This is a genomic window from Geodermatophilus sp. URMC 62, from assembly GCF_052931475.1.
Genome location: NZ_JBRFHY010000001.1, coordinates 3108250 through 3133515 on the forward strand (window position 1 = coordinate 3108250; position 25266 = coordinate 3133515).

21 protein-coding genes and 2 pseudogenes are annotated in these 25266 nt (G+C 74.3%); 12 read left to right on the plus strand and 11 right to left on the minus strand.

Going from position 1 to position 25266, the window contains the following annotated elements:
• Nucleotide 1: 1 nt before the first annotated feature.
• The 3 genes from ACU616_RS15210 to ACU616_RS15220 form a co-directional block, all read right to left on the minus strand.
• On the minus strand, nucleotides 2–616 hold the full coding sequence (locus ACU616_RS15210) for an IS630 family transposase (protein ID WP_446761488.1): 615 nt from the start codon (nucleotides 614–616) through the stop codon (nucleotides 2–4).
• Complete coding sequence (locus ACU616_RS15215) at nucleotides 592–999, minus strand: IS630 transposase-related protein (protein ID WP_446759286.1); 408 nt, start codon at nucleotides 997–999, stop codon at nucleotides 592–594. The genes ACU616_RS15210 and ACU616_RS15215 overlap by 25 nt, the downstream gene beginning before the upstream one ends.
• 70 nt (nucleotides 1000–1069) lie before the next feature.
• Nucleotides 1070–1501: an Lrp/AsnC family transcriptional regulator gene (locus tag ACU616_RS15220; protein ID WP_446759287.1), complete on the minus strand. Its 432-nt coding sequence runs from the start codon at nucleotides 1499–1501 to the stop codon at nucleotides 1070–1072.
• A 124-nt stretch (nucleotides 1502–1625) separates the two neighbouring features.
• Between ACU616_RS15220 and ACU616_RS15225 the strand changes: the two genes are divergently transcribed.
• Nucleotides 1626–2663, plus strand: coding sequence for an ornithine cyclodeaminase (locus tag ACU616_RS15225; protein WP_446759288.1), 1038 nt, complete (start codon nucleotides 1626–1628; stop codon nucleotides 2661–2663).
• Between the two features lie 72 nt (nucleotides 2664–2735).
• Here the strand turns inward: ACU616_RS15225 and ACU616_RS15230 are convergent, their stop codons facing one another.
• From ACU616_RS15230 to ACU616_RS15255, 6 genes are all read right to left on the minus strand, one after another.
• The gene (locus ACU616_RS15230) at nucleotides 2736–3083 is read right to left on the minus strand and encodes a hypothetical protein (RefSeq protein ID WP_446759289.1); all 348 of its coding nucleotides are present in this window, start codon (nucleotides 3081–3083) and stop codon (nucleotides 2736–2738) included.
• Nucleotides 3084–3303: 220 nt separating this feature from the next.
• The gene (locus ACU616_RS15235) at nucleotides 3304–4122 is read right to left on the minus strand and encodes an ABC transporter permease (protein WP_446759290.1); all 819 of its coding nucleotides are present in this window, start codon (nucleotides 4120–4122) and stop codon (nucleotides 3304–3306) included.
• The gene (locus tag ACU616_RS15240; protein WP_446759291.1) at nucleotides 4119–5039 is read right to left on the minus strand and encodes an ABC transporter ATP-binding protein; all 921 of its coding nucleotides are present in this window, start codon (nucleotides 5037–5039) and stop codon (nucleotides 4119–4121) included. The genes ACU616_RS15235 and ACU616_RS15240 overlap by 4 nt, the downstream gene beginning before the upstream one ends.
• A 135-nt stretch (nucleotides 5040–5174) precedes the next feature.
• The gene (locus tag ACU616_RS15245; protein WP_446759292.1) at nucleotides 5175–6257 is read right to left on the minus strand and encodes an NAD(P)-binding domain-containing protein; all 1083 of its coding nucleotides are present in this window, start codon (nucleotides 6255–6257) and stop codon (nucleotides 5175–5177) included.
• 40 nt (nucleotides 6258–6297) lie between these two features.
• Nucleotides 6298–6675 (minus strand): hypothetical protein, encoded by a 378-nt coding sequence (locus ACU616_RS15250; RefSeq protein ID WP_446759293.1) that lies wholly within the window; start codon nucleotides 6673–6675, stop codon nucleotides 6298–6300.
• A 40-nt stretch (nucleotides 6676–6715) separates the two neighbouring features.
• On the minus strand, nucleotides 6716–6901 hold the full coding sequence (locus ACU616_RS15255; RefSeq protein WP_446759294.1) for a hypothetical protein: 186 nt from the start codon (nucleotides 6899–6901) through the stop codon (nucleotides 6716–6718).
• A 205-nt stretch (nucleotides 6902–7106) separates the two neighbouring features.
• On the opposite strand from ACU616_RS15255, the gene ACU616_RS15260 reads away from it, so the two are divergent.
• The gene (locus tag ACU616_RS15260) at nucleotides 7107–8255 is read left to right on the plus strand and encodes a zinc-dependent alcohol dehydrogenase (protein WP_446759295.1); all 1149 of its coding nucleotides are present in this window, start codon (nucleotides 7107–7109) and stop codon (nucleotides 8253–8255) included.
• Nucleotides 8256–8264: 9 nt separating this feature from the next.
• Nucleotides 8265–8846 (plus strand): hypothetical protein, encoded by a 582-nt coding sequence (locus ACU616_RS15265; protein ID WP_446759296.1) that lies wholly within the window; start codon nucleotides 8265–8267, stop codon nucleotides 8844–8846.
• A gap of 9 nt (nucleotides 8847–8855) precedes the next feature.
• Here ACU616_RS15265 and ACU616_RS15270 read toward each other — a convergent pair whose 3' ends face one another.
• Nucleotides 8856–11204 (minus strand): lysylphosphatidylglycerol synthase domain-containing protein, encoded by a 2349-nt coding sequence (locus ACU616_RS15270; RefSeq protein ID WP_446759297.1) that lies wholly within the window; start codon nucleotides 11202–11204, stop codon nucleotides 8856–8858.
• A gap of 318 nt (nucleotides 11205–11522) precedes the next feature.
• On the opposite strand from ACU616_RS15270, the gene ACU616_RS15275 reads away from it, so the two are divergent.
• The 5 genes and pseudogenes from ACU616_RS15275 to ACU616_RS15295 all read left to right on the plus strand — a co-directional run bounded on the left by ACU616_RS15275 (nucleotide 11523) and on the right by ACU616_RS15295 (nucleotide 15923).
• Nucleotides 11523–12539, plus strand: a complete 1017-nt coding sequence (locus ACU616_RS15275; RefSeq protein ID WP_446759298.1) for a proline racemase family protein — start codon at nucleotides 11523–11525, stop codon at nucleotides 12537–12539.
• Nucleotides 12536–13438, plus strand: a complete 903-nt coding sequence (locus ACU616_RS15280; RefSeq protein ID WP_446759299.1) for an ornithine cyclodeaminase family protein — start codon at nucleotides 12536–12538, stop codon at nucleotides 13436–13438. Before ACU616_RS15275 ends, ACU616_RS15280 begins: the two co-directional genes overlap by 4 nt.
• Nucleotides 13439–13915: 477 nt before the next feature.
• A pseudogene (locus tag ACU616_RS15285) lies at nucleotides 13916–15138 on the plus strand (IS256 family transposase).
• 144 nt (nucleotides 15139–15282) lie between these two features.
• Nucleotides 15283–15516 carry a hypothetical protein gene (locus tag ACU616_RS15290; protein ID WP_446759300.1) on the plus strand — a complete coding sequence of 78 codons (234 nt, stop codon included), beginning with the start codon at nucleotides 15283–15285 and terminating at the stop codon, nucleotides 15514–15516.
• Entirely contained in the window at nucleotides 15513–15923 is a 411-nt protein-coding gene (locus tag ACU616_RS15295) for a type II toxin-antitoxin system VapC family toxin (RefSeq protein ID WP_446759301.1), read from the plus strand. Before ACU616_RS15290 ends, ACU616_RS15295 begins: the two co-directional genes overlap by 4 nt.
• Nucleotides 15924–16007: 84 nt before the next feature.
• On the opposite strand, the pseudogene mobF reads toward ACU616_RS15295, so the two are convergent.
• Nucleotides 16008–19597, minus strand: a pseudogene (gene mobF / locus ACU616_RS15300) (MobF family relaxase).
• A gap of 684 nt (nucleotides 19598–20281) precedes the next feature.
• Here mobF and ACU616_RS15305 point away from each other — a divergent pair.
• Genes ACU616_RS15305 through ACU616_RS15320 form a run of 4 tightly spaced genes read left to right on the plus strand, consistent with a single transcriptional unit; the run spans nucleotide 20282 to nucleotide 24906 of the window.
• Entirely contained in the window at nucleotides 20282–21784 is a 1503-nt protein-coding gene (locus ACU616_RS15305) for an MFS transporter (protein WP_446759302.1), read from the plus strand.
• A 46-nt stretch (nucleotides 21785–21830) separates the two neighbouring features.
• Nucleotides 21831–23111, plus strand: coding sequence for an aromatic ring-hydroxylating dioxygenase subunit alpha (locus ACU616_RS15310; RefSeq protein WP_446759303.1), 1281 nt, complete (start codon nucleotides 21831–21833; stop codon nucleotides 23109–23111).
• Nucleotides 23112–23125: 14 nt separating this feature from the next.
• Nucleotides 23126–24136, plus strand: a complete 1011-nt coding sequence (locus tag ACU616_RS15315) for a PDR/VanB family oxidoreductase (RefSeq protein ID WP_446759304.1) — start codon at nucleotides 23126–23128, stop codon at nucleotides 24134–24136.
• On the plus strand, nucleotides 24133–24906 hold the full coding sequence (locus ACU616_RS15320) for an IclR family transcriptional regulator (RefSeq protein WP_446759305.1): 774 nt from the start codon (nucleotides 24133–24135) through the stop codon (nucleotides 24904–24906). The genes ACU616_RS15315 and ACU616_RS15320 overlap by 4 nt, the downstream gene beginning before the upstream one ends.
• Nucleotides 24907–25266: the final 360 nt, after the last annotated feature.

A 25266-nucleotide genomic window follows, 5' to 3' on the forward strand; every position in this document is an offset into this window, starting at 1 on the left:
TTCAGGTGGTTTGTCGGATGGGGTAGCCGGCGTGGGCGAACCAGCCGGCGGCATCGGCGGCCGTGATCGCCTCCAGCGCGGTGGCGATCGCGGCGTCCAGCGCCGCCCGGGTGCGGGCGGCGGCCGCCCGGATGAGGATTTTGAGTTTGCTGAACGCTTCCTCAACCGGGGACAGGTCCGGTGAGTAGGCGGGTAGGAACACCAGCCGGCAGCCGGCGGCCTCGACCAGCGCGCGGATCCGGTCGGGCTTGTGCGCCCCGACGTTGTCCACCACCACGACCTGGCCCGGGTGCAGCGCGGGCAGCAGGAAGTGCTGCAGGTAGGTGGCGAACACCGCGGTGTCGGTGCCGCCCTCCACCGTCATCGCCGCAGTCATCCCGGCCCATGACAGCCCAGCGATCAGCGTGGTCACCGACCCGCGGTTGCGAGGCACTGCGCCGCGGACGCGGCTGCCGCGGGGCGCGCGGGCGCGACGGCGGGTCATCGAGGTGTGCGTGCCGCACTCATCGACGAACACCAACTGGGTCGGGTCGATCGTGGCCAGGTCGGTGCGCCACCGGGTGCGCGCGGTCTCGTCGCGCTCGGTGGCGCTCAGACTTTTGACTTCAGCGGCCAGCCCGGCCGCCGCCGACGCCCCGAGGGGGTCACTGCCTGCGCCGGATCGTCAGCGGGCAGGTCGGCGATGGCCCGCGACATCGTCGCCAGCGACACGGTCATCCCGGTGGCGGCGTTGAATGCCGCGGCGTGCTCGGCCAGCGTGGCATCGGCCACGACCTGCAGGCGATCGGGTAGCCACGCCTGCAGCCGCGCCTTCTTCTCCGGCACCGGTCCATGCCGCTGCTGATCCGGCGCCAGGCTGCCAGTGGCCCGCCGGCGGGCCAGATACCGCTCCACGCTGCGCACCGACAGCCCGAACACCACCGCGGCCTGTTCCTGCGTCATCCCGCCGTCAACCGCGGCTACCACCCGCTCACGCAGATCCATCGAGTACGCCCGCATGCCGATCCGGGCTACTCCCTTGCCGACGCACCGTCAACCAATCAGCACACCGCTGTGAGCGGTCTGAGCGTCAGCGCAGGACGGAGGTCAGCAGCAGGCTGGTCTGGCTGTTGATGACACCGGGGACGGCCCGGATCCGGTTGAGCAGGCGGTCGAACCCGGCGAGGTCGGCGGTGCGGGTCTCGGCGACGAGGTCCCAGGCGCCGTTGGTCGAGTGCATCGACTCGATCTCGGGGAAGCCGCGCAGCCGCCTGATGACGTCGTCGGTGGAGCGGCCCTCGACCTCGATGAGCGAGACCGCGCGCACCCCGCCGGCCGCACTCTCGTCCCGCATCCGGACGGTGAACCCCACGATGACGTCCTCGGCCACGAGGCGGTCGAGGTGGCTGGTGACGGTCGCGCGCGTCACGCCCAGCCGGCGCGCCAGCTCCGCCACCGGTGCCCGGCCGTCCTCGCGCAGGGCCGCCAGCAGGCGCTGGTCGAGGTCGCTGAGCTCCGCCATGGGCAGACCGTACAGACGGGCGCGGCGATGTGGGCAGTGCCTGCGCAGGATGCGTCCGCTCTGCTCATTGCCCGTGCAGATCGATCATCCCTAGCGTTGTCCTCGCTGAGAGGAGGCCGCCGTCATGACGCTCTTCGTCGACGTGCGCAACATGGTCCGCTGGGTGGCCGAGACCGGGCCGGAACGGATCATCGCGGGGATGTCCCGCTACGTGGAGGACGACTTCCGCCGGTGGGAGTCCTTCGACAAGATCGCCCGCGTGGGCAGCCACACGCCGTGGGGCGTCATCGAGCTGATGCCCACCAGCGACGGCGAGACCTACGCCTTCAAGTACGTCAACGGGCACCCGAGCAACCCGGCGCGCGGCTTCCAGACGGTGAGCGCGTTCGGCGCCCTGGCCGACGTCGCCAACGGCTATCCCGTCTTCCTCGCCGAGATGACCCTGCTCACCGCCCTGCGGACGGCGGCGACCTCGGCCATGGCCGCCCGCCACCTCGCCCGGCCCGACTCCCGCCGCCTGGCGCTCATCGGCGCCGGCAGCCAGTCGGAGTTCCAGGCGCTCGGCATGCGCGGCGCCCTGGGGATCACCGAGCTGGCGGTCTGGGACACCGACCCCGCCGCCATGGCGAAGCTGGCCCGCAACCTCGAGCCGCTCGGCTTCGACGTCACGATCGCGTCCTCGGGCCGCGAGGCGGTGCGCGGCGCCGACGTCGTCACCACCTGCACCGCGGACAAGGCCCGCGCGGTGGTGCTGCCCGCCGAGTGGGTCGAACCCGGGGTGCACGTCAACGCGATCGGCGGCGACTGCCCCGGCAAGACCGAGCTCGACCCCACGATCCTGCTCCGCGACGACGTCGAGGTCTTCGTCGAGTTCCCGCCGCAGACGCGGATCGAGGGGGAGATCCAGGCGATGCCGGCCGACTTCCCGGTGACCGAGCTCTGGCAGGTCCTCACCGGGCGCGCCCCGAGCCGGACGTCGGCCGGCCAGGTGACCGTGTTCGACTCGGTCGGCTTCGCCGTCGAGGACCTCTCGGCGCTGCGGTACGTGCGTGACGAGGTGCGCGGCACGCCGTGGGTGGACGACGTCGACCTGGTCGCCGAGCCCGAGGACCCCAAGGACCTCTTCGGGATGGTCGGCGCGCTGACGCCGATCGGCTCCTGAGCTCCCGGCCGGGGCCGGTGCGATCACCCGGTCCCGGCCGGTCGGGGTGCGGGGCGTGTGCCGGCCCGGCGCTCAGCCGGTGATGGCGTCGGCGGCGGCGCGCAGCGAGCGCAGCAGCAGCAGCTCCTCGCCGGCGCGGCGCAGCCACAGGCGCAGCCCGGCCGGGTCGGTGCGGGCGGCGTCGCGGGCGGCGCCGAGGGCGAGCTGGCGGGTGTTGGCCTGCGCCCGCTGCGCCGGTGGCAGCCCGCGGGCCTCGGCGCGGGCCAGCGCGGTGAGGGCGGCGCCGACGTAGACGAGGTCGCGCACCTGGTCGACGTCGGAGAGCACGGTGTCGGCGCCGGCGGGGTCGCCGGCCTCGAGCCGGCGCACCAGCTCACCGGCGCGCTCGCGGCCGACGGCGGCGGGATCGGGGGAGGTCACCCCACCACTGTGCCCGTCCGGCCGCCGGGACCTGCCGGGGGTGTCCTCCCGCGACCTCGTGCTCTGCCCACCACTGTGGGCAGTGCTCGAAGGGACGGTGGGGGGTGCCCCTACGCGACCTCGTGCTCTGCCCACCACTGTGGGCAGAGCACGAGGTCCGGCGGAGGAGGGGTGCCTGCGGGGCCTCTCACCGGCTGAGCGGTGCGGGCGGCGGCCCCGGTCAGGCGTCGCGGCGGGTGAAGACGAGGGCCGCGACGGCGAGCAGGACCGCGACCTCGGCGGCGAAGACGGCGAACCCGGTCCACGGCTCGAGCAGCACCGGGTTGAACGCCTCCGGCATCGCGATCCGCGACCCGGCGTTGCCCGGCATGAGCTTGGTCAGCCACTCACCCCACGCGCCGGGCAGCAGCACCACCAGGTTGCCGACCAGGAACACCAGCGCCAGCACCACCGACACCACCGCCGCGGTCGAGCGCAGCAGCAGCCCGGCGGCCATCGCGAACAGCCCCAGACCGGCCATGTACAGGCCGCTGCCCAGGAGCGAGCGCAGCAACCCGTCGTCGCCGAGGGAGATGCCGATGCCCTCCGCGGACAGGAACGCGTTGCCGCCCAGCCAGCCGAGCGTCGCCGTCACGACGCCGGCCACGAACAGCGTGCCGGCGAGGACGAGCGCCTTGGCGGCCAGCACGGTGCCGCGCCGCGGGGTGGCGGCCAGCGTCGCGCGGATCATCCCGGTGCCGTACTCGCCGGTGACGACGAGCGCGCCGAGCACGACCGCGGTCACCTGGGCGAACAGCAGGCCCCACGTGATGAACGCGCCGACCGGCTCGCCCGTCTGCCCGTCGGCGAGATCCGGTGCGGCCAGCGCGCACACCAGCGTGGTGAGCCCGACGCCGAGGGCGACCATGGCCACCAGCGACCAGCCGGTGGAGCGCACCGACCACAGCTTGATCCACTCCGCGTGCACGGTGCGGCCGAGGCCCGCTCGGACCGGTCCGGCGGTGGCGGTACGGGGCAGGGTCGGGGCGGGAGCGGTCACCGGGTCACCTCGGCGGGAGCGGCGGCGGCGTACTCGACGCTGCCGGCGGTCAGGGTCATGAAGGCGTCCTCCAGGGAGGAGGAGACGAGGCCGAGTTCGTGCAGCACCAGGCCGGCGCCGGCGGCGAGCTCGCCGGTGGTGGCGGTGTCGACGCCCAGCACACGCAGTGCGTCGCCGTCCCGGGTGACCTCCGCGCCGGCGCGGCGCAGCAGGTCGGCCAGCTCCCCGGGTCGGGGCGTGCGCACGCGGACGGAGGACGCCGCGTGGGCGGCGATGAACTCCGACGTCGGGCAGTCGGCGAGCACGCGGCCGCGGCCGACGACGACCAGGTGGTCGGCGGTCAGCGCCATCTCGGCCATGAGGTGGCTGGAGACCAGCACGGTGCGGCCCTCGGCGGCGAGGTCGCGGGCCAGGGTGCGCACCCAGCGGATGCCCTCGGGGTCCAGGCCGTTGACCGGCTCGTCGAGGACGACGACGGGCGGGTCGCCGAGCAGCGCGGCGGCGATGCCCAGCCGCTGGCCCATGCCGAGGGAGAAGCGCCCGACCCGCTGGCCGGCGACCGCCTCGAGGCCGACCAGACCGAGCACCTCGTCGACCCGGGCGGCCGGGATGCCGTTGCTCGCGGCCATCCAGCGCAGGTGCGCCCGGGCGGAGCGGCCCGGGTGCAGGGCGCGGGCCTCGAGCAGCGCCCCGACGGCGCGCAGCGGTGCGGGGGAGTCGGCGTAGCGGGCGCCGTCGACGGTGACCGTGCCGGCGGTCGGGCGGTCCAGGCCGATGACCATCCGCATCGTCGTCGACTTGCCGGCGCCGTTGGGGCCGAGGAAGCCGGTGACCCGGCCGGGTCGGACGGTGAAGGAGACGTCGTCGACGGCGAGGCGGTCGCCGAAGCGCTTGGTGAGTCCGGAGGCGACGATCACGCCGATCACCGCCGCGGGGGAGGGGAGGAGGTCATGGCCCGGAAGGCTCCCGGCCGGCGGGGTGCCGGCACATCAGGGCCGGACCCCCATCCGCCCCTGATGCGACCCCGCCGCCCTCTCCGGGAGGACCCTGGGTCAGGCGCTGCGGGGGAGCGCGGCGTCGGCGTCGAGCAGCCGGCGCAGTGTGCGCGCGGCGGTGCGGCCGGCCCGGTTCGCGCCGATCGTGCTGGCGCTCGGCCCGTAGCCGACCAGCTGGAGCCGGGGCTCGTCGACGGCGGAGGTGCCGTCGAGCCGGATCGCGCCGTCCCGGGTGCGCAACCGCAGCGGCGCGAGGTGGCCGACGGCGGCGCGGAAGCCGGTGGCCCACAGGATGCCGTCGGCGTCCACCGTCCGGCCGTCGTCCCAGGCCACGCCGTCGGCGGTGATGCGGTCGAACACCGGCAGCCGGGTGAGGACGCCGTCGTCCAGTGCCCGGCGCACCCACGGCGTGACGACCAGCCCGGTGGCGCCGACGACGCTGCCGGGCATGCGGCCGGCGCGGACGGCGGCCTCCACCCGCGCCACCGCCGCGCGGCCCTGCTCCTCGCCGAAGGGCCCCTCCCGCCAGAGCGGCGGGCGGCGGGTCACCCAGGTGGTGCGGGCGACCGCGGCGAGCTCGCCGAGCAGCTGCACCGCCGAGGCGCCGCCGCCGACGACGACCACCGACCGCCCGGCGAACTCCGCCGCGCCCCGGTAGCCGACGGTGTGCAGCTGCCGGCCGCGGAAGGTCTCCTGGCCGGGGTAGTGCGGCACGAACGGCCGGGTCCAGGTGCCGGTCGCGTTGACGAGGCTGCGGGCCCGCCACACGCCCGCCGACGTCCGCACGAGGAAGCGGCCGTCGCCGGCGCGCTCCACGGCGGTCACCCGCACCGGCCGCTCGACCGGCAGGCCGAAGTGCCGCTCGTACTCCGCGAAGTAGGCCGGCACCGCCTCGGCGGCGGGCAGGTCCTCCGAGGCGGGCTCGAACGGCAGCCCGGGCAGCTCGTGCACCCGGTGGGTCGTGGCCAGGGTCAGCGACGCCCAGCGGTGCTGCCAGGCGCCGCCCGGCGCGGCGTCCCCGTCGAGGACGACGAAGCCGCTGCCGGGAGCGAAGCCCTGGCGCGCCAGGTGGTAGGCGCTGCTCAGGCCGGCCTGGCCGGCACCGACGACCACGACGTCGACGTCCCGCGGGGTGCTCACGACCCCGGGAACGCCACCGGGCCCGCCGGGCTTCCGCTCCTCAGGCCAGGGTGAGTCGCCCGAGGTCGGCGCCGGTCAGCTCGGTCGCCGCGACGTCGTACCCGAAGCGGACGACGACCGAGCCGGGCCGGGCCTCGACCAGCCACGTCGGACGGGCCTCGCCCCCGTCGGCCGGCCGGTACTCCCACCGCTCGGCCAGCAGCGCCAGCCCCCGGGAGCGGAGGAATGCCTCGGCCTCGTCGCGGCCGGCGAAGGTGCGCAGCGGCGCCCCGAAGACGGCGTGCGCCACCCACCGGTCGGCGTCGGCGACGGCACTCCCGGCACCCGCGGCACCCGCGGCGGCCACGGCGGCCAGGTGGCCGACGAGTTCACCGTCCTCCGGACGGTGCACCGGCTCGAGCACGGGGGGAGGGGTCATGCGCCCGACGCTACGGACCCGGGCAACCCGTTTTCGCAGGTCAGCCGATCGCGACGACGAACACCAGGTAGATGACCAGCAGGAGGGCGAGCAGGACGAAGCCGAAGCCGAGGGTGACCCAGCGGTGGATGGAGGCGAGCAGTTCGGTCTGCCGGTCGAGGTGGCTCAGCTGGGCCTGGCGGAAGGCCTCGGCGCGTTCCTGCTCGGACAGTGGACGCGGGTCCATCTCGGCGGCTCCCCCGGGGTCGGTGCGACGTCCGCCGACGGTAGGGCTCCGGGCTCTCGATCCCCGGGAGCGACCCGTCCCGGCGCTCGAGTGGCCCGCCGGCCCGTGGCCCTGCAAGGTCGAGGGCGCCGGTGAGCACAGTCGGCGGACCCGGTGGGCGCTCCCGACCTCCCCTCCGGAGCCGCCTCGAGGAGGGGACGACCCCATGCGCGCGATGGTGTACCGCGGCCCGTACAAGATCCGGGTCGAGGACAAGGACGTGCCGGCGATCGAGCACCCCAACGACGCGATCGTGCGGGTGACGCTGGCCGCGATTTGCGGCTCCGACCTGCACCTCTACCACGGCCTCATGCCGGACACCCGGATCGGGCACACGTTCGGCCACGAGTTCATCGGCGTCGTGGAGCAGGTCGGCTCCTCGGTGCAGAACCTGCAGGTCGGCGACCGGGTGATGGTGCCGTTCAACATCTTCTGCGGCAGCTGCTGGTACTGCGCCCGCGGCCTGTACTCCAACTGCCACAACGTCAACCCGAACGCCACCGCCGTCGGCGGCATCTACGGCTACTCGCACACCACCGGCGGTTACGACGGGGGCCAGTCGCAGTACGTCCGGGTGCCCTTCGCCGACGTCGGCCCGGTGCCGATCCCCGACTGGATGCACGACGAGGACGCCGTCTGCCTGACCGACGCCGCCGCCACCGGCTACTTCGGCGCCCAGCTCGGTGAGATCGCCGAGGGGGACACGGTCGTCGTCCTCGGCGCCGGGCCGGTCGGGCTGGTCGCCGCCCAGTCCGCGTGGCTCATGGGCGCCGGCCGGGTGATCGTGGTCGACCACTTGCAGGAGCGGCTGGAGAAGGCCCGGACCATGGCACACGCCGAGACGATCGACTACGACGAGCACGACGACGTCGTCGTCGAGATGAAGAAGCAGACCGACTACCTGGGCGCCGACGTCGTCATCGAGGCGGCGGGCGCGGAGGCCGACGGCAACTTCCTGCAGCACGTGACCGGCACCAAGCTCAAGCTGCAGGGCGGCTCACCGGTCGCGCTGAACTGGGCCATCGACGGGGTGCGCAAGGGCGGCACCGTCTCGGTCGTCGGCGCCTACGGGCCCATCCCCAACGCGGTGAAGTTCGGCGACGCGCTCAACAAGGGCCTCACCCTGCGGATGAACCAGACGCCGGTGAAGCGGCAGTGGCCGCGGATGTTCGAGCACGTGCGCAACGGCCACCTGACCCCGCGCGAGGTGGTCACCCACCGCTTCCCGCTGGAGCACATCGCCGAGGCCTACCACGTGTTCAGCAGCAAGCTCGACGGCTGCATCAAGCCGGTGATCCTGCCCGACGCGGCCTGAGGAGCCCCCGTGACCGACCCCGACATCCCCAGCGCCTACGTCCGGGACAAGCGCACGCCACCACCGAGCCGCGAGGAGCTGCGGTCGCGCATCCCGGGCTGGGGGGCCGACCTCGACCCCGCCGACCGGCCCTCGTACCCGAAGCTGCAGTACCCGGCCGACACCGGCGCCCGCTGGGACTTCCCCGAGCGCCAGCCGGGCAGCGAGGGCAGGGAGCACTCGATCGAGCACGCCTTCGTCACGCCGGTGTTCGGCACCGCGCAACCGCTGCGGGGCCTGTCCGGCGTCGTCCGCCGGTTCGCCTACGCCCGCTTCAGCGAGGGCCGGCTGGCGCACTGGCTGCTGCTGGTCGTCGGCGACCGCGTCGACGCGTGGGAGCACCACCTGCGGTCGTTCGCGTCCGCGCGTCCCGACGTGCCCGCCACCGGCGTGCGCGCCGAGTTCACCCACGGGGGCCTGCGGTCGCGGCGCGGCCGCTCCGACGCCCGGCACCAGCTGCTCGACCCGGTCGTCGTCGCCGGGCCGTGGGTGGCCGGCGCGGGGGCCGCGGTGCTGGGCGTGCGGCGGGTGGTCCGGGCGCTGCGCCGCTGACGGCGGCCGTCAGATCCGGGAGCGGCGCTGCAGCCCGACGAAGGCCGCCCACCCCAGCGGGGCCGGCAGCCAGAACGTCGCCACCCGGAAGGCGAGCACCGCCGTCAGGGCCGACGCCACCGGGACGCCGGTCGCGGTCAGGCCGCCGACCAGCGCCGCCTCGACCGCGCCGAGGCCGCCGGGTGTGGGCGCCGCCGACCCCACGGTGGAGCCGACGAGGTACACCACCACGACCGACGACAGGGCCGGTGAGACGGAGAACGCGCGCAGCGACGCGTCCAGGGCGAGCACGTAGCCGCCGTTGAGCAGCAGGACGCCGAGGACGGCCGTGGCCAGCCGGCGGGGCTCGGTGACCGCGGCGAGCAGTTGCGGCAGCGTGCGCCGGACCAGCGGCTCGAGCCGCCGGCGCAGCGCCCGCCGGGGCGCCGGGACGGCGACGGCCAGCCCGAGCAGCGCGGCCGCCGCGAGGAGGACGGTGAGCACGTCGCCGCTGGGCAGCAGCGAGGGACGGGACGGCGAGACCCCGCTGAGCCACCCGCACACCAGCAGCAGGACCAGCGTGACCGCGACGGTGACGACCTGGCTGACCCCCACCGTCGCCGCCGCGGTCGCGACCGGCACCCCGGATCGCTGCAGGTAGCGGAGGTTCACGCCGACGTGCCCGACGGTCGGCGGGGTCACCAGCGTCACGAACGCCGAGGACAGCTGCACCAGCGTGGTGCGGCCCAGTGGCAGGCGGCCGGGCACGAACGCCGCCAGCGACAGCGCCGCTCCGACGTAGGTGAGCGCCGAGCCGAGCAGCGCGACGGCGAGCCAGCGCCAGTCGGCCCGCGCCAGCGCCGTCCCGATCCCGACGTCGGACAGCTGCGTGACGAGGACGTGCACGCCGACCGTCGCGCCCGCCACGCTCAGGACGGTGCGCCCGCTGACCCGTTCGAGGCGGGGAGCGGTCGCCACCCGCCCGCCGTCGGGACCGGCGAGCGCGGTGCGCAGGTCGCCGAGGACGGGCGTCCCGGAGACCGCGCGGCGGACCGGCCGCGGCAGTGCCAGCGGCTGGAGCAGGGCCGCCCACCGGCCCTCCTCGCCCGGCCCGGAGGCGTAGCCGGCGCGCAGGGCCGCGACCGCCCGGTCGGCGCCGGCACGGGCCGCGCCCGCGACCAGCAGCGCCACCACGTCCAGATCGCGCTGCAGCTCGCCGGCGGCGGGCTGGGCGTCCCGGAGGTCGGTGAGGCCGGCCCCGCCGTCCGGCAGGAGGACGACGGCCTCGGCGGTGAGCGCGCCGTGGGCGAGCCCGGCACGGTGCAGCCGGCGCAGCGTGCCGAAGGCGGCGGTGAGGGCGGCGGGGAGTGTCCCGGGCAGGTCGCCGTCGGCTGCCGCCGGCAGGCCGGTGCCGGGAAGGGGCCGCTCGACGAGCACCAGGGCCGGGCCCGCGGGCAGCAGCGCGAGCACAGGCGGCACCGCGACGCCGGCCGACCGGGCCAGGCCGGCGACGAGCGCCCGGCGCTCGAGGACCCCGCGCAGGGAGAGCGCCGGGCGGCCGACCGCCGAGGTGCGGAACCACAGCACCCGCCAGGCGCGGCGGGCGAGGGTCACGCCCCGCCGGTCCGGGTCGACGACGGTGAGCAGCAGGTCGCCGCAGGGGTCGGTGGCGGCGTACCGGGCCCGCCCGGCGGCCTCGTCGAGGGGCCGCAGCCCGCCCGCGACGACGATCCCCGCCTGCGCGAGCACCTCCACCACGAGGTCCACCGGTGGGCGCGCGGGCACCACGCCGGCGGCCACGCGCACCCCGAGACCGGCGGCGGTCCCGAGCAGGACGGCGGCGACCGCGCCCGGCACGGTCAGGCTCCCCAGGGCCAGGGCGCAGCCGGCCGCCGCGGTCAGCGCCGCGGCGGCCGCGCCCAGCAGCCGCCGGCCCCGGGGCAGGTCCGCGCCGACGACGAGGGCGACGGCGGCGCCGAGCGGGACGACGGCCGAATCCTGCCGCGGGCCGAGGGCCGCCACCCAGCCCGCCTGGCCGGCCTCCTGGGCGGCCACCGCGAGGGCGGTGCCGACGGTGCAGGCCGCCGCCGCGGGGAGCAGCGCCCAGCGTCGCCGCCGCAGCGCGTCGACCACGACGGCGAGCAGCACACCGAGGACGGCGAAGGAGGCGAGGGCGTTCGCGACCGACAGCAGGGCTCGCGGCAGCCCGCGCACGCCCTCGGGCACCGCCGCGCCGGCGATGCCGGGCAGCAGCGCGGACAGCACCCCGAGCCCGGCCGCGAGGCCGGCGACCGCTGCCAGCCGGGCGGCATCGGAGGGACGGCGGACCCGCGCCCGGGGCCACCAGGACCCCGGACCGTCCCCTCCGCCGCCGTCCACGGGCAGCAGTATCGGCAGCGTGCCGGGGGCCCCGCCCGGCCGGGCCACGCCGCAGGCCGGCGCGGCCCGGCCGGGGCAGGTGCCACCCGGGCGGGACGGCCCGGGCGGCACCGACCCCCGCGGCGTGCGGTCAGGCGCCGCCGGACGCCGTCCCGGAGTCGGCGGGGGCGTCGGCGTCGCCGGACGCGCCGCCACGGGGACCGCCGCCGTGGCCGGTGTCGGTGCCGGTCGAGGGCCCTCGTGGTCGCGGCCGCACGCCCGGCCGCGGGCACTCCTGCCCGAGACTGGGTAGATCGGTCTACTCAGTACGGTGGGTGGATGCCGCCCTCGCCGATCGCGACCGTCGACTACCACACCGGCGGAGAGCCGTTCCGGATCGTCGCCGACCCACCGGTGCCCATCCCGGGTGCGACGGTGGCCGAGCGCCGGCTACGGGCGGTCGAGGACCCGGACGTGCAGGCGCTGCGGGCGGTGCTGTGCTCGGAGCCGCGCGGGCACGCCGACATGTACGGCGGCTTCCTCGTGCCGCCGGACGACCCCGGCGCCCATGTCGGCGTGCTGTTCTGGCACAAGGACGGCTTCTCCACGGCCTGCGGGCACGGCACCATCGCGCTCGGCGTGTGGGCGGTGGACACCGGGCTGTTCGAGGCCCCGGACACCGGCAGCGTGGACGTGGTCATCGACGTCCCCTCGGGCCGGGTGACCGCCCGGGTGCACCGCGAGGGCGGGCGGGCGGTGGCGGTCGACTTCGTCAACGTCCCGAGCTGGGTGGTGGCCCGGGAGGTGCCGGTGACCACCTCCCGCGGGGAGGTCGCCGTCACCGTCGCCTACGGGGGCGCGATCTACGCGACCCTGCCCGCCCGGGCGCTCGGGCTGTCGGTCACCGCATCGGACCTGGGTGACCTCATCGCCCTCGGCCGGGAGATCAGGTGGGCGCTCGACGACTCGGAGCACGCCGTGCACCCCGACGACCCGCGGCTGACCGGGATCTACGGAACCATCTGGTTCGACGACCTCGGCGACACCGGCGGCCAGGTGCACCAGCGAACCGTCGCCGTGTTCGCCGACGGTGCGGTCGACCGCTCCCCGTGCGGCTCGGGCACCTGCGCCCGCCTCGCCGTCCTCGCTGACGCCGGACGGCTGCCGGCCGGCACCGTGCTGCGGCACGACTCGATCGTCGGGAGCACCTTCACCGGCACCGTGCTCGGCACCGTCGACGTCGACGGCCGCCGCGCGGTGCTCCCGCAGGTGACCGGCATGGCCTACCGCACCGGCGAACACGTCTTCACCGTCGACCCGCACGATCCGCTGGTGCCGGGGTTCGTGCTGCGGTGAGGTTCCTCGACGCGGACGCCGTCACCGCGCTCGGGCCGGCCGGCGCGGTCCGGGCGATCTCCGACGCGCTGCGCGCCGGGCTCGACCCCGCCGGCGACCCACCCCGGATGGCGGTTGGGCTGTCGCACGGGCAGTTCCTGCTCATGCCCTCGGAGACGCCGGCCGCGGCCGGGGTCAAGGTCGTCACCGTCGCGCCGGACAACCCGACCCGCGGGCTGCGCCGCGTCCAGGCCACCTACCTGCTCTTCGACCGGGACACCCTCGCGCTGCGCGCGGTGCTCGACGGCACTGCGCTGACCACGCTGCGGACCCCGGCCGTGTCGGTCGCCACCGTCCTCCCGGTCCTGCCCGACCGGCCCCTGCGGGTGGCGGTGGTCGGGGCCGGCCCGCAGGCGGTCGGGCACGTCGCCGCGCTGGCTGCCGTCCGCCCGCTGGCGGCAGCCACCCATCTGGTCCGCGAACCGGCCCGGACCCCGCTCGACGCCGTACGGCTCGGCACCGCGCCCGCCGACGAGGCGTTGCGAACCGCGGACGTCGTCGTCTGCGCCACCTCGGCCCGCACGCCGCTGTTCGACTCGGCCCTGCTCCGTGACGACGCCGTGGTGATCGCGGTCGGCTCCCACGAACCCGACGCCCGGGAACTGGACGCCGCGCTCCTGGGCCGGGCCACCGTGGTGGTGGAGGACGTCGCCACCGCGCTGCGCGAGGCCGGGGACGTCGTGCTCGCGATCGCCGACGGCACGCTGGCCGCAGAGGACCTCCTGCCCATGCGCGACGTCGTGTCCGGCGCGGCTCTGCCGGGCGGCGGCCGCCCGCTGGTCTTCAAGAGCGTCGGCATGTCCTGGCAGGATCTCGTCGTCGCCGAGGCCGTGCTGTCCGCGGACGGCACCGGGTACTGAGTCGCAGCGCCCCGTTGCGCCTCCGCGTCCGGCGCGGTGGCATCGGCGAGATCAGCAGAGCCGATGGACGTCCCCGAACGCTTGGTGGGCGGCGCCCTCGTCGGGCGGGCGTCACGCTCACCCGACGTCGAGATCTCGATCGTCCTGTGCTGGCCGAGACCTCCCGGCTGCCCTCCACAACCGCTGCACCGCCGGCTGCAGCAGGTCGGGGCAGGGGGGCCGGAGGCCCATCTCAATGCGGGCGGGGAAGCGGCGGAAGGTGGCCACGGTCCAGCTCCCGCAGCGGTTGCAGGAGCGCAGGTGCACGGGTGGCGCGTCCGCAGCGTCTCGGGGTGGGCTACCGGGTGACGTCCCCGAGAGTGGTGTAGCTGGTCGGAGGCCTTGAGCTCGTCGGCGAAGTGCTGGCGTGCGAGAGGCCACCGCGTGGATCTTCTGCGTGAACCCGCCAAGGAACACTCGGAAGAGAAAGGCCACGCGATGGCCCTGGACCAGTCTGCCCTGCTCGACCTCCTCGAGGCACTCAAGGCCGCCGACGTCGACGACCGCATCCGCACCGCCACCGAGACGCTCTACCAGGCGCTGATCGAAGCCGAGCTCACCGCGGTGATCGGCGCGGCCCCGCACGAGCGCACCGAGAACCGCACCGCCCAACGCAACGGCTCCCGACCCCGCACGCTCACGACCACCGCCGGGGATCTGGAGCTGCGCATCCCCAAGCTGCGCGCCGGCTCGTTTTCCCCTCGCTGCTGGAACGCCGCCGGCGGATCGACCAGGCACTGTTCGCCGTGGTCATGGAGGCCTATCTGCACGGCGTGTCCACCCGCAAGGTCGACGATCTGGTGCGGGCACTCGGCGCCGACACCGGCATCTCCAAGTCCGAGGTCAGCCGGATCTGCGCCGACCTCGACGCCGAAGTCAGCTCGTTCCGCGACCGCTCCCTGGCTGACCAGGCCTTTCCCTACCTGTTCCTCGACGCCACCTACTGCAAGGCCCGGGTCAACCGCCGCGTGGTCTCCCAGGCCGTCGTCATCGCCACCGGCGTGGCCGCCGACGGGCACCGTGAGGTGCTCGGCTTCGCCGTCGGCGATTCGGAGGACGGGGCGTTCTGGACGGTGTTCCTGCGCTCGCTGAAGGCCCGCGGGCTGGCCGGCACCCAGCTGGTCATCTCCGACGCCCACACCGGGCTGAAGGCCGCGATCGGCGCGGTCTTGCTCGGCGCCAGTTGGCAGCGGTGCCGGGTGCACTTCATGCGCAACGTCCTGGCGCGGGTGCCCAAGGGCAACGCCGAGATGGTGGCTGCGGCGATCCGCACGATTTTCGCCCAGCCCGACGCCGAACACGTGCGCTCCCAGCTCGACGTCATCGCCGGCATGCTCGGCCGCCAGTTTCCGCAGGTGAAGGGCATGCTGCGCGACGCCGCCGACGATCTGCTGGCGTTCACCGCCTTCCCCGTCGCGCACTGGAAGAAGATCTGGTCGACCAATCCGCTGGAACGGCTGAACAAGGAGATCAAGCGCCGCACCGACGTCGTCGGTGTCTTTCCCAACCCCGCCGCTCTGCTGCGGCTGGCCGGTGCGGTGCTGGTCGAGGCGCACGACGAATGGCAGGTCTCTGACCGCCGCTACCTCTCCGAAGGCTCCATGGCCCTGCTCGACCGACCCGACGAGGAGGTGGCGCAGCCGGCTCTGATCGCGTCATAGTCCAACCTGCAGAAGACCCCGCGAACCGGACCAAGTTCCACCACCGGGCGGGACGTCACCGGCGGCAGGCCAGTCGCCTGGGCAGCACTCCGGGTGTCGGGTCTGCCCTCGTGATGCGGTCGCCGGCTCTGCCACACTGCAGCCATGACCAGCCGCGAGGACCTCCACCGCCTGGTGGACGCCCTGCCTGCAGCTCGTCTCCCGGCGGTCGAACAGCTGCTTCGCGCCAGCCTGGACGACGCCGCGCCCAGGCGGCGCCAGTTCGCCAGCGCCGGCACGCTTTCCGCCGAGCACGACCTGGCCGAGCGGTCCGAGGACATCCTGCGCAGCGACGGAGCACCTGACGACGACGGCAGTCGCGACGCATCCAGCGCGTGATCGTCGTCGACACGGGCCCGGTCGTCGCGCTGCTCAACGACCGCGACGACCACCACGGGCGCTGCCGGGAGTTCCTCGAGACCAGTCCCGGTCCCCTCCTGCTGCCCGCCACGGTGTTCACGGAGGTGTGCCTGCTGCTCGAGCGCCGACGCGGCACGAGGGCGGAGCTGGCCTTCCTCGCCGACGTCCGGGCCGGCCGCTTTGCGCTGGTGGACGACCTCGCACCCGATCTCGACCGCATCGCTGAGTTGGTCGGGCGCTACGCCGACCTGCCGTTGGGCACGGTGGACGCGTCGGTCATCGCGCTCACCGAGCGACTGGACCTGCGCGAGGTCGCGACGCTCGACCCCCGCCACTTCTCCGTCGTCCGCCCGCGGCACGTACCCGCGCTGACGCTGCTCCCGTAGCCGACGGAGACCTCCGGTCCTTCTCCCGTCCTTCCGCTCCGCGGCCTCATGTCCGCGGCACGGTGGAGCCGAGGACGCCCGGGATCACCGGCCGAGGCCGACACCAGCGGCGGGCCGGGGCGTCCGGTTCACGACCGGCTCCGGTGGCCGGATGCTGCCGGCCGGTCGCGACGAGGACGCCGGTGCCTGCGCTGCCCGGTCGGCGATCCATCGTTCACGCTCCTCGATCAGCCGGTCGGACGGCACAGCGAGCAGTGCCGGCTCGGCGGTGAGACGGCGGATGCGCGCTCGAACGTCGGTCAGTAGCTGCTGGGTGGTGGCGATGTCGCGCTGGAGAGCGGCAAGTCGCGCGTCGGGATCGGGCGCTCGGGCGATGGGGCCGAGGGGGTCGAGCCGTTCGTCGCGCCGGCGGTGGGCCTCGGCGAGGTCACGTCGCGCGGCGTCGTGGGCATGTCTGGCGGTGTCGGCGGCGGCGTGGAGCTGGGCGTGCTCGGGGTGGTCCGCCGCCGCCGTCCTGTGGCCGGCGGCGTCGAACGCTCTCCACAGCGCGAGCCGGTCGTCGAACCAGCCTGCCTCCCGCGCGATCCGGCCCGGGTCGGTGGGCAGATCGGGTAGGTGTGGGCGCCACCGGTCGGCCCAGGCGGTCAGCTGCTCGCCGGCGCGGGTGACCGCGGCCCGCCGCAGGCCGAGTCGGCCCGGGCCGTCGAGCATGATCCTGGCCGCGGCACGGGCGGTCTCGCGCTCGCCGTCGAAGCGGGTGAGGAGGGCGTCGCGGACGCGGCCGGCCTGCGTGGCGATCGCCGCACCGCTGGCCTCCGCCCGGCGGATGGCTCTCTCGGCGGTATGGGCCGTCCGCCGGCTGTCGGTCTCCCGCTGGGCGAGTTCCCCGGCGTGGCCAGTCTCGAGCGCCACGACTCGGCGCAGCGTGTCTCGCTGCGCTTCCCACAGGGCGAGCCGGTCGTGGCAGCGCTGCTCGGCCGTCCACGGGAGCGCAGATCGGCCAGCACCTCCACGAGCGGCCGGGGTGGGGCGTACCGGGCCGCGTCGGCAGCGGCGTGTACGGCGGCGTGGGTGGGGCCGAGGTCGGCGCGGTCGCGGGCGAACACGGCGATCCACTGCTCGCGCGCCTCCGCCGGGTCGGTGGCGACGAGGTGAGCGGTGTTGGCCTGGCGGCCGCGGGTCATGCCGACATAGGCCGACGCAGCGCCGGTGTGCTCCCCGACCACCAGGTGCGCGGCGGCGACCGTGTCACCCTGCGCGCCGTACGCGGTGCTGGCGTAGGCCAGCTGGACGTGCGTAGCCACGTAGCCCGCGGGCAGCACCCGCGGGCTCGCGCCGGCAGGGGTGACGTCGTCCGGCTCGGCACCGGTCGTCGCGACGTCCCGAGGGGTGACGAGCAACCCGCCGTGGCGGCCAACGGCAGTGACGGTCCAGGTGTCGCGGTTGGCCACGGCCAGGTCGGGGTCGTTGCGACGGGTGACGATCCGGTCCCCGATCCGCTCTCCCGCGCAGGTCACGGCAACTCTGGCGTCGTCGACCCGGCGATCGTTGACCAGCCGGTCGCGGACGGCGGCGTTGAGTGCGGCGACCTGCTCGCCGGTGTCCGCCACCACCGCCACCGACTCGTCCCGGCGCATGTGGCTGGCAGCGGCCGCGGCGAGCGTCTCCTGCAGCGTCGCCAGGTCCGGGTGCAGCCGGACCTGGCCGCGGGCGACGAGGGCGTCGAACACCGCTCCTGGGTCCTCGCCGATGCGCATGGCCAGACTCAGGTCGGCGTAGCCGACGTCGGGTGCGGTCGTACCGGTGGAGGTGGTCCGGGTGAACCGGTGCACCCCGTGCAGGACCAGGTGGGCGGCCGGGTCGACCTGGGCGACGGCCAGATCGAGGACACCGCCGCGGCCGACCGCGGCCAGTTGGCGGCGGTCGCCGAGCAGCGCCACCCGCGCTCCGCTCTCGTCGGCGAGGGTCAGCAGGGCGCGGGCGGTGTCCTGGTCGAGTATCCCGGCCTCGTCCACCACGAGCAGGTCTCCGGGCCGAAGCTGCGCCAGCTCATGAGGTCCGGTGTGGACTGCGCCGGTGACCGGGTCGACATCGCCGGCAGCGAGCCGGGACCAGGCGCCGTCGTCGGTCCAGCGCCAGCCGTGCTGGTGAGCCAGCCATGCCGCCGACCCGGCGGCGGCCCCGACTTCGGCGGCGGCGACCTGCGCCGCCTTGAGCGTGGGGGTGACCACCAGCAGTCCGCGCCCTTGCGCCTGGAGCAGATCGCGGATGGCGGCCAGGGTGGTCTTGCCGGCGCCGGCCGCGCCCTCGACCACGACCAGCGGCCGGTTTCCGGCGAGGGTGGTGACCGCTTCCGCCTGGCCGACGTCGAACCCGGGGAGGACACCGGTCGGCTCGTGAGTGGACCTGGGGGCCTCGAGCGGGTCGCGGCTGCGGGTGGCCAGCCGAGTGGTCACATCCGCTTCCACGTCGAGCACTGCACGGGAGGTCCAGGCCCGGATGTGCTCGGGCACGCCGCCGCGATCCAGCAGCGGCACACAACGGGCGGTGGCCCGGGCGGTGAGGTCCTCGGCGAGCTCGACGCGCACCGCGGGCTCGACGACGATGCCCTCGGCCGCGATGAGCTGTTCGACCTGGCCGCGGATGTCTGCGGCGTTCCACGCAGACCGGCCGGCGGCGAGCCGCACGAGTACCCGGGCTGCCGCGTCCTCGCGGTCCAGTGCCCCGAGGGGGGCCGGTGTGAGGACGACCGGCCGATCGCCGTCGCGGTAGCCGAGGGCGGCGAGCTCGGCCAGCCAGCGCTCGACCAGGTCGCTGCCGGCTCGTGGAGTGACCTTGTCCGGGCGGTCCTCGGCCCAGGCGCGCGCGTCCCAGCTCCGGCGCAGCGCTGGCCCCGGTGATTTGCCGGGATGCGCGGCGATCCATTCCCGTTCGTAGCGGTCTGCGTTTCGGGCTATCTGTGCGGCCCGAGCGCTGAACGGCCCGACGTAGGTCGACAACTGCTGAATCTCTCCATCGGCGCTCAACGTGTACCCGTGCGCGGCGAGCGCGGTCCGGAACTGCGGGTCGCTGACGACAGCGGCATGCCCGATACCGTTGATCGCGCCCAGAAAGTCGCGGACCCCGACCGTGTGCAGCCCCCGCCACTTCCCGGTCGCATACACGCGGGCGTTGAGCTGCAGGTGCAGATGCCGGTGCGGATCGCCGGCCCGGGAGGTGTGGTGCCGCACCATCACCGCCTCCAGTCGGTCGACCGGCAACTGCACCTGCCCGCCGCGGGGGCCGACCCGGGTGGTCGCGTGCTGGCACAGCCAGCCGATGATCTGCACGGCGGCGCGGTCCTGCGCCGCGTCGTAGGCCGCGGCGATGTCCGGGTGCAGCGCTGCAGCAAGCGACCACGACTTCGGCCCGTTGACCACCACCTCGACGAACCGCACGGCTCGGTCGTCGGTGCGCAGCCATCCCCGCGGCTCGGCCGAGTCGGGGTCCACGCCAGCGACCCATGCCTCGTAGCCGTCCGCGCTCAGCGGTGTGAGCGCCTGCACCCGTCCGGCGGTGGCGGTGTAGCGGCGGGCGATCCCGCTGCCCTCGGTGAGGTAGTAGTCATCAGCGCGCCCCTTGCCGGCCTGTAGATAGGACCGGGCTGCGGCCGGTGACCCGGTCTACACCTTCATTCCTCCATGCACTGTCAACGCCATCCAACAATGGCCAACGCGCCATCCCTAGAAACGGCGAAGGGCCCCGCGAAGCGGGGCCCGAACTACCCGTCAAGGTAGCATTCGTGCCGTTATCGGGAAGGAGGTGGCGTTGCCTCGAGGGGTGGTGGAACGGTCATCAAGTGTTGGCTATTGCGGGTTCTGGCAGACCGGACTGCGGGACGGTTCGAGTGGCGACTCCACTGCCTCTTCCCTTCATGCAGGAGGTGTGATGGTTCACGGCCTCGTCGCCTCGACCGGCGGGCCGGCGCCGGTCCCCGCGACCAGGTGGTCGATCGAGGCACCGGTGCACCCGGCCCCGGTGCTGAGCAACTCGTGTAGGCGCCCCTCAGAGGTCCGTGCATCGCCGCTGCACGACTTGGCCCGTGTCGAGCACTCGACGCTGCCGGCCAGGGCGCGGGCATCTGTCCTCGCACGTCGCAGCCACCCGCCCTGACCACCATGTGACGCCGTCCAGGCGGTCGCCGATGTCGGGCAGTGGTCCGTGGATCCCGTGATCCGCAGAGGTGGGGTCATCGGGAGATCCAGCCGGATCTGTCTTCCGTCACGTGGAAGGGGCATTCACCCTGGGCGGTGACCTCCATCACCCTTCCCTCGGATGTCGCCGATCGTCGGCGATGCCCCCTCACGGAGGAGCGAGGCATGGCGTCAGGGAGTTCCGAGAGCGACACCGCCCGAGAAGAGCAGTTGCTCGACGCCGGTCGCGACCACCGGCCGGTCGCCCCCTACCGGGCCCTGTGGGCGGTGCTGTTGCTCGGCTGGGTGGTCAGCTATGCGGACCGGACGGTCACCGGCCCGGTCATCGCCTGGATGATCCAGAACGAGGCGGGCTTCATCGGCGACGCGTCCAACCCGGCGACGGTGGGCGGCCTGGTCGGCTCGATGTTCTTCCTGGGCTACATGCTCACCCAGTACCCGGGTGGGCGGCTCGGCGACCGCTTCGGGCACCGGGAGATGATCATCGTCTCGCTGCTGGCGGCCGCGGTCCTGACCGTCGTCTCGGGCCTCATGACCGGGTTGGTCACCTTCGTCGCCGCCCGCGTGCTCACCGGGCTCGGCGAGGGCGTCTTCTACTCCAACGACCGGACCCTGATCATGACGCACACCCCGGAGGCGAAGCGCACGCTCGGCCTGGGCATCGTGATCACCGGCCTGTCCATCGGTCTCACCGTGGGCATCATCCTCACGCCGATCCTCATCGACTGGGGCGCCTCACTGGGCATGGGCGACGGCGCCTGGCGGATGCCGTTCTTCGTCTTCGCGGCCTGCACCTTCGTCGTCGTCTCGGTGGCGTTCGGCTTCTTCCGGTCCAAGCTCGGCGGCGCGCTGCGGCTGGGTCCGCCGTTCCTGCGGCTGCTCGCCTTCTCGGCGCCGACCTTCGTCGTCATCGTCGCGCTGTTCCTCATCGCCGAGTCGTTGGGCTGGCCGGAGTGGCTGACCGCCACCATCGCCACGGTCATCGCAGTGGTCTACATCGCGATCGTCGTGCGCGGCGTCCAGCGCTCCGGTCGCGGCGGCGCGCTGCTCAACCGGAACATGTGGCTGATTTACCTCGCCTACATCGCCATCCTGTGGAACCTGTGGTTCTTCAGCTTCTGGTCGGTGCAGATCGTGCGCGAGGCGGCGCAGAGCAGCCTCCTGGCCGCGGCGCTGACCGCGGCGTTCAACGCCGGTGCCGGGATCCTCGGATTCCCCGTCGGCGGCTGGCTCGCCGACCGCGCAGTCCGCCGCGGCCGCGGGCGCAAGCCGCTCGCCCTGGCCTGCACCGCCGTCTACTCGGTGCTCGCGCTGCTGTTCGGCTGGAGCATCTCCGGCGGGGAGGGCGACGAGCTGCCCTCGCTGGCGCTCCTGGGCCTGCTGCTGTTCAGCTCCGGCGTGTTCTTCAACGCGCTCCAGCCGATCGTGCAGGGCATGACCGGTGACATGGTGCCCGCGAGTGAGCGGGGCTCGGCCTTCGGGATGCTCAACCTCGTCTCCGAGATCGGCGCCGTGCTCAGCCCGGTGGTCAGCGGGATCCTCCGGGACGCGACCGGCAGCTGGGCTCCCGGGGTCTACGTCGCCGCCGGGATCATGATCGTCTCCTTCTTCCTCTACGCGATGGTCCGAGAGGCACCGGCCCACCACGAGGACCCCGTCCCCGCCTGACCGTCCCCCCGACCCGTCCACCAGAGACCTCCGAAGGCACCCCGACATGACCGCACCCGGTTCGACCTCCCCTGCCTCCATCGGCCGCCCCACCGGGCACGCCTCGTTCCGCTCGTTCCCGCTCAACGCCTGGTACGCGGCGGCGTGGGACCACGAGGTGGGCCGCAACCTGCTGGCCAAGACGGTCGCCAACCGGCCGGTCGTCCTCTACCGGACCACCGGCGGCCGCCCGGTCGCGCTGGCCGACGCCTGCTGGCACCGGCTGGCGCCGCTGTCGATGGGCAAGCTGCGCGGCGACGACGAGCTGATGTGCGGCTACCACGGCATCTGCTACGACCCCGACGGCCGGGCCACCTTCATGCCGGCGCAGGAGACGATCAACCCCAGCGCCTCGGTGCACTCCTTCCCGGTCGTGGAGCGGCACCGCTACGTGTGGATCTGGCCGGGCGACCCGGCGCTGGCCGACCCGGCCCTGGTGCCGGACCTGTACTGGAACGAGCACCCCGACTGGGCCGGCGACGGCAAGACGATCCACGTCAACTGCAGCTACCAGCTCATCGTCGACAACCTCATGGACCTCACGCACGAGCAGTTCGTGCACGGGTCGAGCATCGGCCACGACGCGCTGTCGGAGTCGGAGTTCACCGTGACCCACACCGAGCGGACGGTGACGGTGACCAAGTGGATGCTCGGCATCGAGCCACCGCCGTTCTGGAAGCGCAACCTGCAGGACCGCTTCCCCGACTACGACGGGCCGGTCGACCGCTGGCAGATCATCCGCTACACCGCCCCGTCGACGGTCGCCATCGACGTCGGCGTGGCCAAGGCCGGGACGGGCGCACCCGAGGGCGACCGCAGCCAGGGGGTCACCGGCACGGTGATCAACACGATGACGCCGGAGACCGACAACAGCTGCGCCTACTTGTGGGCGTTCACCCGCGACTGGTGCCTGGACAAGCAGGTGATCACCACCCGGCTGCGCGAGGGCGTGTCCAACGTGTTCTTCGAGGACGAGCTGATGCTCGAGGCCCAGCAGCGGGGGATCGAGGCCAACCCCGACTACGACTTCTACAACCTCAACATCGACGCGGGCAGCATGTGGACCCGCCGGATCGTGCAGCGCATGATCGACGCCGAGCTCGGCTCGGACACCGGCGCGGTGAGCGACGCGGCCGGGCACGCCGCCGCCGCGATGGCCGAGGTCAGCGCCGCGGCCAACGCCGAGGGGCCGGCCGACGGCGGCGCCGGTCAGGCGGCCGAGGTGGCCGGCGGCGTGGCCCGTCACCGGGAGCAGCCGACGGCCGGCCTCATGGGCCGCGGCCTGTAGCCGGGGCCGGCGACATGGCGGCCACGAGCGCCAAGCGGTGGGGGCGGGCGCGGGTGATCGACGTCTGCGAGGTCGCCCAGCACGTCCGGCGGGTCGTGCTGGAGCCCGAGCGGCTCGACGTGCCCGCGCCGCCCGGCAGCCACATCGACATCGGGGTCTACGTCAACGGTCGCGCCGACGTCCGCTCGTACTCCGTCGTGGGCACGGGCGGCTACGGCACCGAGCTGGTGCTCGGGGTGCAGCTGGCCCGGCAGAGCCGCGGCGGCTCGGCGTTCATGCACGCCCTGCGCCGGGGGCAGGAGGTGTCGATCACCCAGCCGCTGCAGAACTTCCCGCTCAACTACGGCAAGCCCGCGTACGTCCTGGTCGCCGGGGGGATCGGCGTCACCGCCCTGGTGGCCATGGGCAAGGCGCTCAAGGCCCGCGGCGCGGACTACCGCTTCGTCTACGGCGCCCGCTCGCGGAGCCTCATGGCGTTCCTCGACGAGCTGACCGCCGAGCACGGCGACCGCCTCGACCTGCGGATCGACGACGAGGGCGGCTCCCTCGACGTCGCCGAGCTCGTCGCCGGCGTCCCCGGCGGCGGGGAGCTGTACGTCTGCGGGCCCACCCCCATGCTCGACGCCATCAAGGCCGCCTGGGCCCGGGCCGGACGGCGCCCGGCCGACCTGCGGTTCGAGACCTTCGGCAGCAGCGGCCGGTTCGCCCCCGAGTCGTTCACCGTGCGCATCCCGCAGCTGGGCCTGGAGACCCTCGTGCCGCACGACGTGTCGATGCTCGAGGCGCTGGAGGCCTGCGGTGCGGACATGATGTACGACTGCCGGCGCGGCGAGTGCGGCCTGTGCGAGGTCCGGGTGCTCGACGTCGACGGGGTCATCGACCACCGCGACGTCTTCCTCAGCGACGAGCAGCACCGGGTGGGCGACCGGCTGCAGAGCTGCGTCTCCCGCGTGGTCAGCGCCCGCACCGGGGGGCTGGCCGGCGGGAACGGTGGGCCGGGGGTCGTCTCCATCGACGTCCCGTGACCAGCGGCCTGCGCACCGGTCCGGCGGCGGCTCGGCGGACGGCGGGCGGCAAGCTGCTCGCCGTCCTCGACGCCTTCACCCGGGAGCGGCCGGCGCTCACCCTGTCGGAGATCGCCCGCGCCGTCGGCGTGCCGCTGTCCACCGCCCACCGTCTGGTCGGGGAGCTGTGCGCGTGGGGCGGCGTCGAGCGGGACGAGGACGGCCGCTACCGGGTGGGCCTGCGGGTGTGGGAGCTGGGCGCGCTGGCGCCCCGCGGTCTGGGGCTGCGCGAGGTGGCGCTGCCGTTTATGGAGGACCTTTACGAGGTCACCCACGAGAACGTGCAGCTCGCCGTGCGCGAGGGCACCGAGGTCGTCTTCGTCGAGCGGATCGCGAGACGGTCGGCCGTCGACGTGCTCACCCGGGTCGGCGGCCGCTTCGCCCTGCCGCCGACCGGGGTCGGCCTGGCGCTGCTGGCGCACGCCCCGGCCGAGGTGCAGGAGGAGGTGCTCGCCCACCCCTTGGCGGGGTACACGCGGCACACGATCACCGACCCGGGGCAGCTGCGGCGCATCCTCGCTGAGGTCCGCCGCAGCGGGGTGGCGATCAGCGACCGGCAGGTGACCGGCGACGCGGTGTCGGTCGCCGCGCCGGTCGAGGTCCGCGGCAGCGTCGTTGCCGCGCTGTCCATCGTGGTCCGTGGCAGTTCGCCGTCTGCCGTCCGCCCGTACATCCCCGGAGTCCGGGCCGCCGCCCGGGGCATCGGGCGCACGTTGACCTCGACTCCTTGACCGGCGCCCTCAGCAAGCGGGGCGACCGCTCGTTCCCTACTCCACCGGCTAGCCACCCGCGGTAGGGCAGGAGCGGGGCGCTTGGGTCGGAGGAGCAACGCCGAGTGCCCGTCCAGCGCTACGTCGAGCAGTCCTTCCGGCGACCAAGGCAGCCGGCATCCTGATGCGAGAGGGGAGCGGCTGAGGGTGGCCACCGTCCCGCTCACGAAGCAGTTGCAGGAGCAAGGGCCCTCAGCGGTCGTGCGTCCGCAGTGTCTCGAGGTGCTGCTGAGACGACAGAGTTTTCGATGGGTTTTCCATGGCCTGGCGGGACGGCCGTTACCAGGTGGCGTGCCCTCCGAGTCTATAATCGCAGCTCAG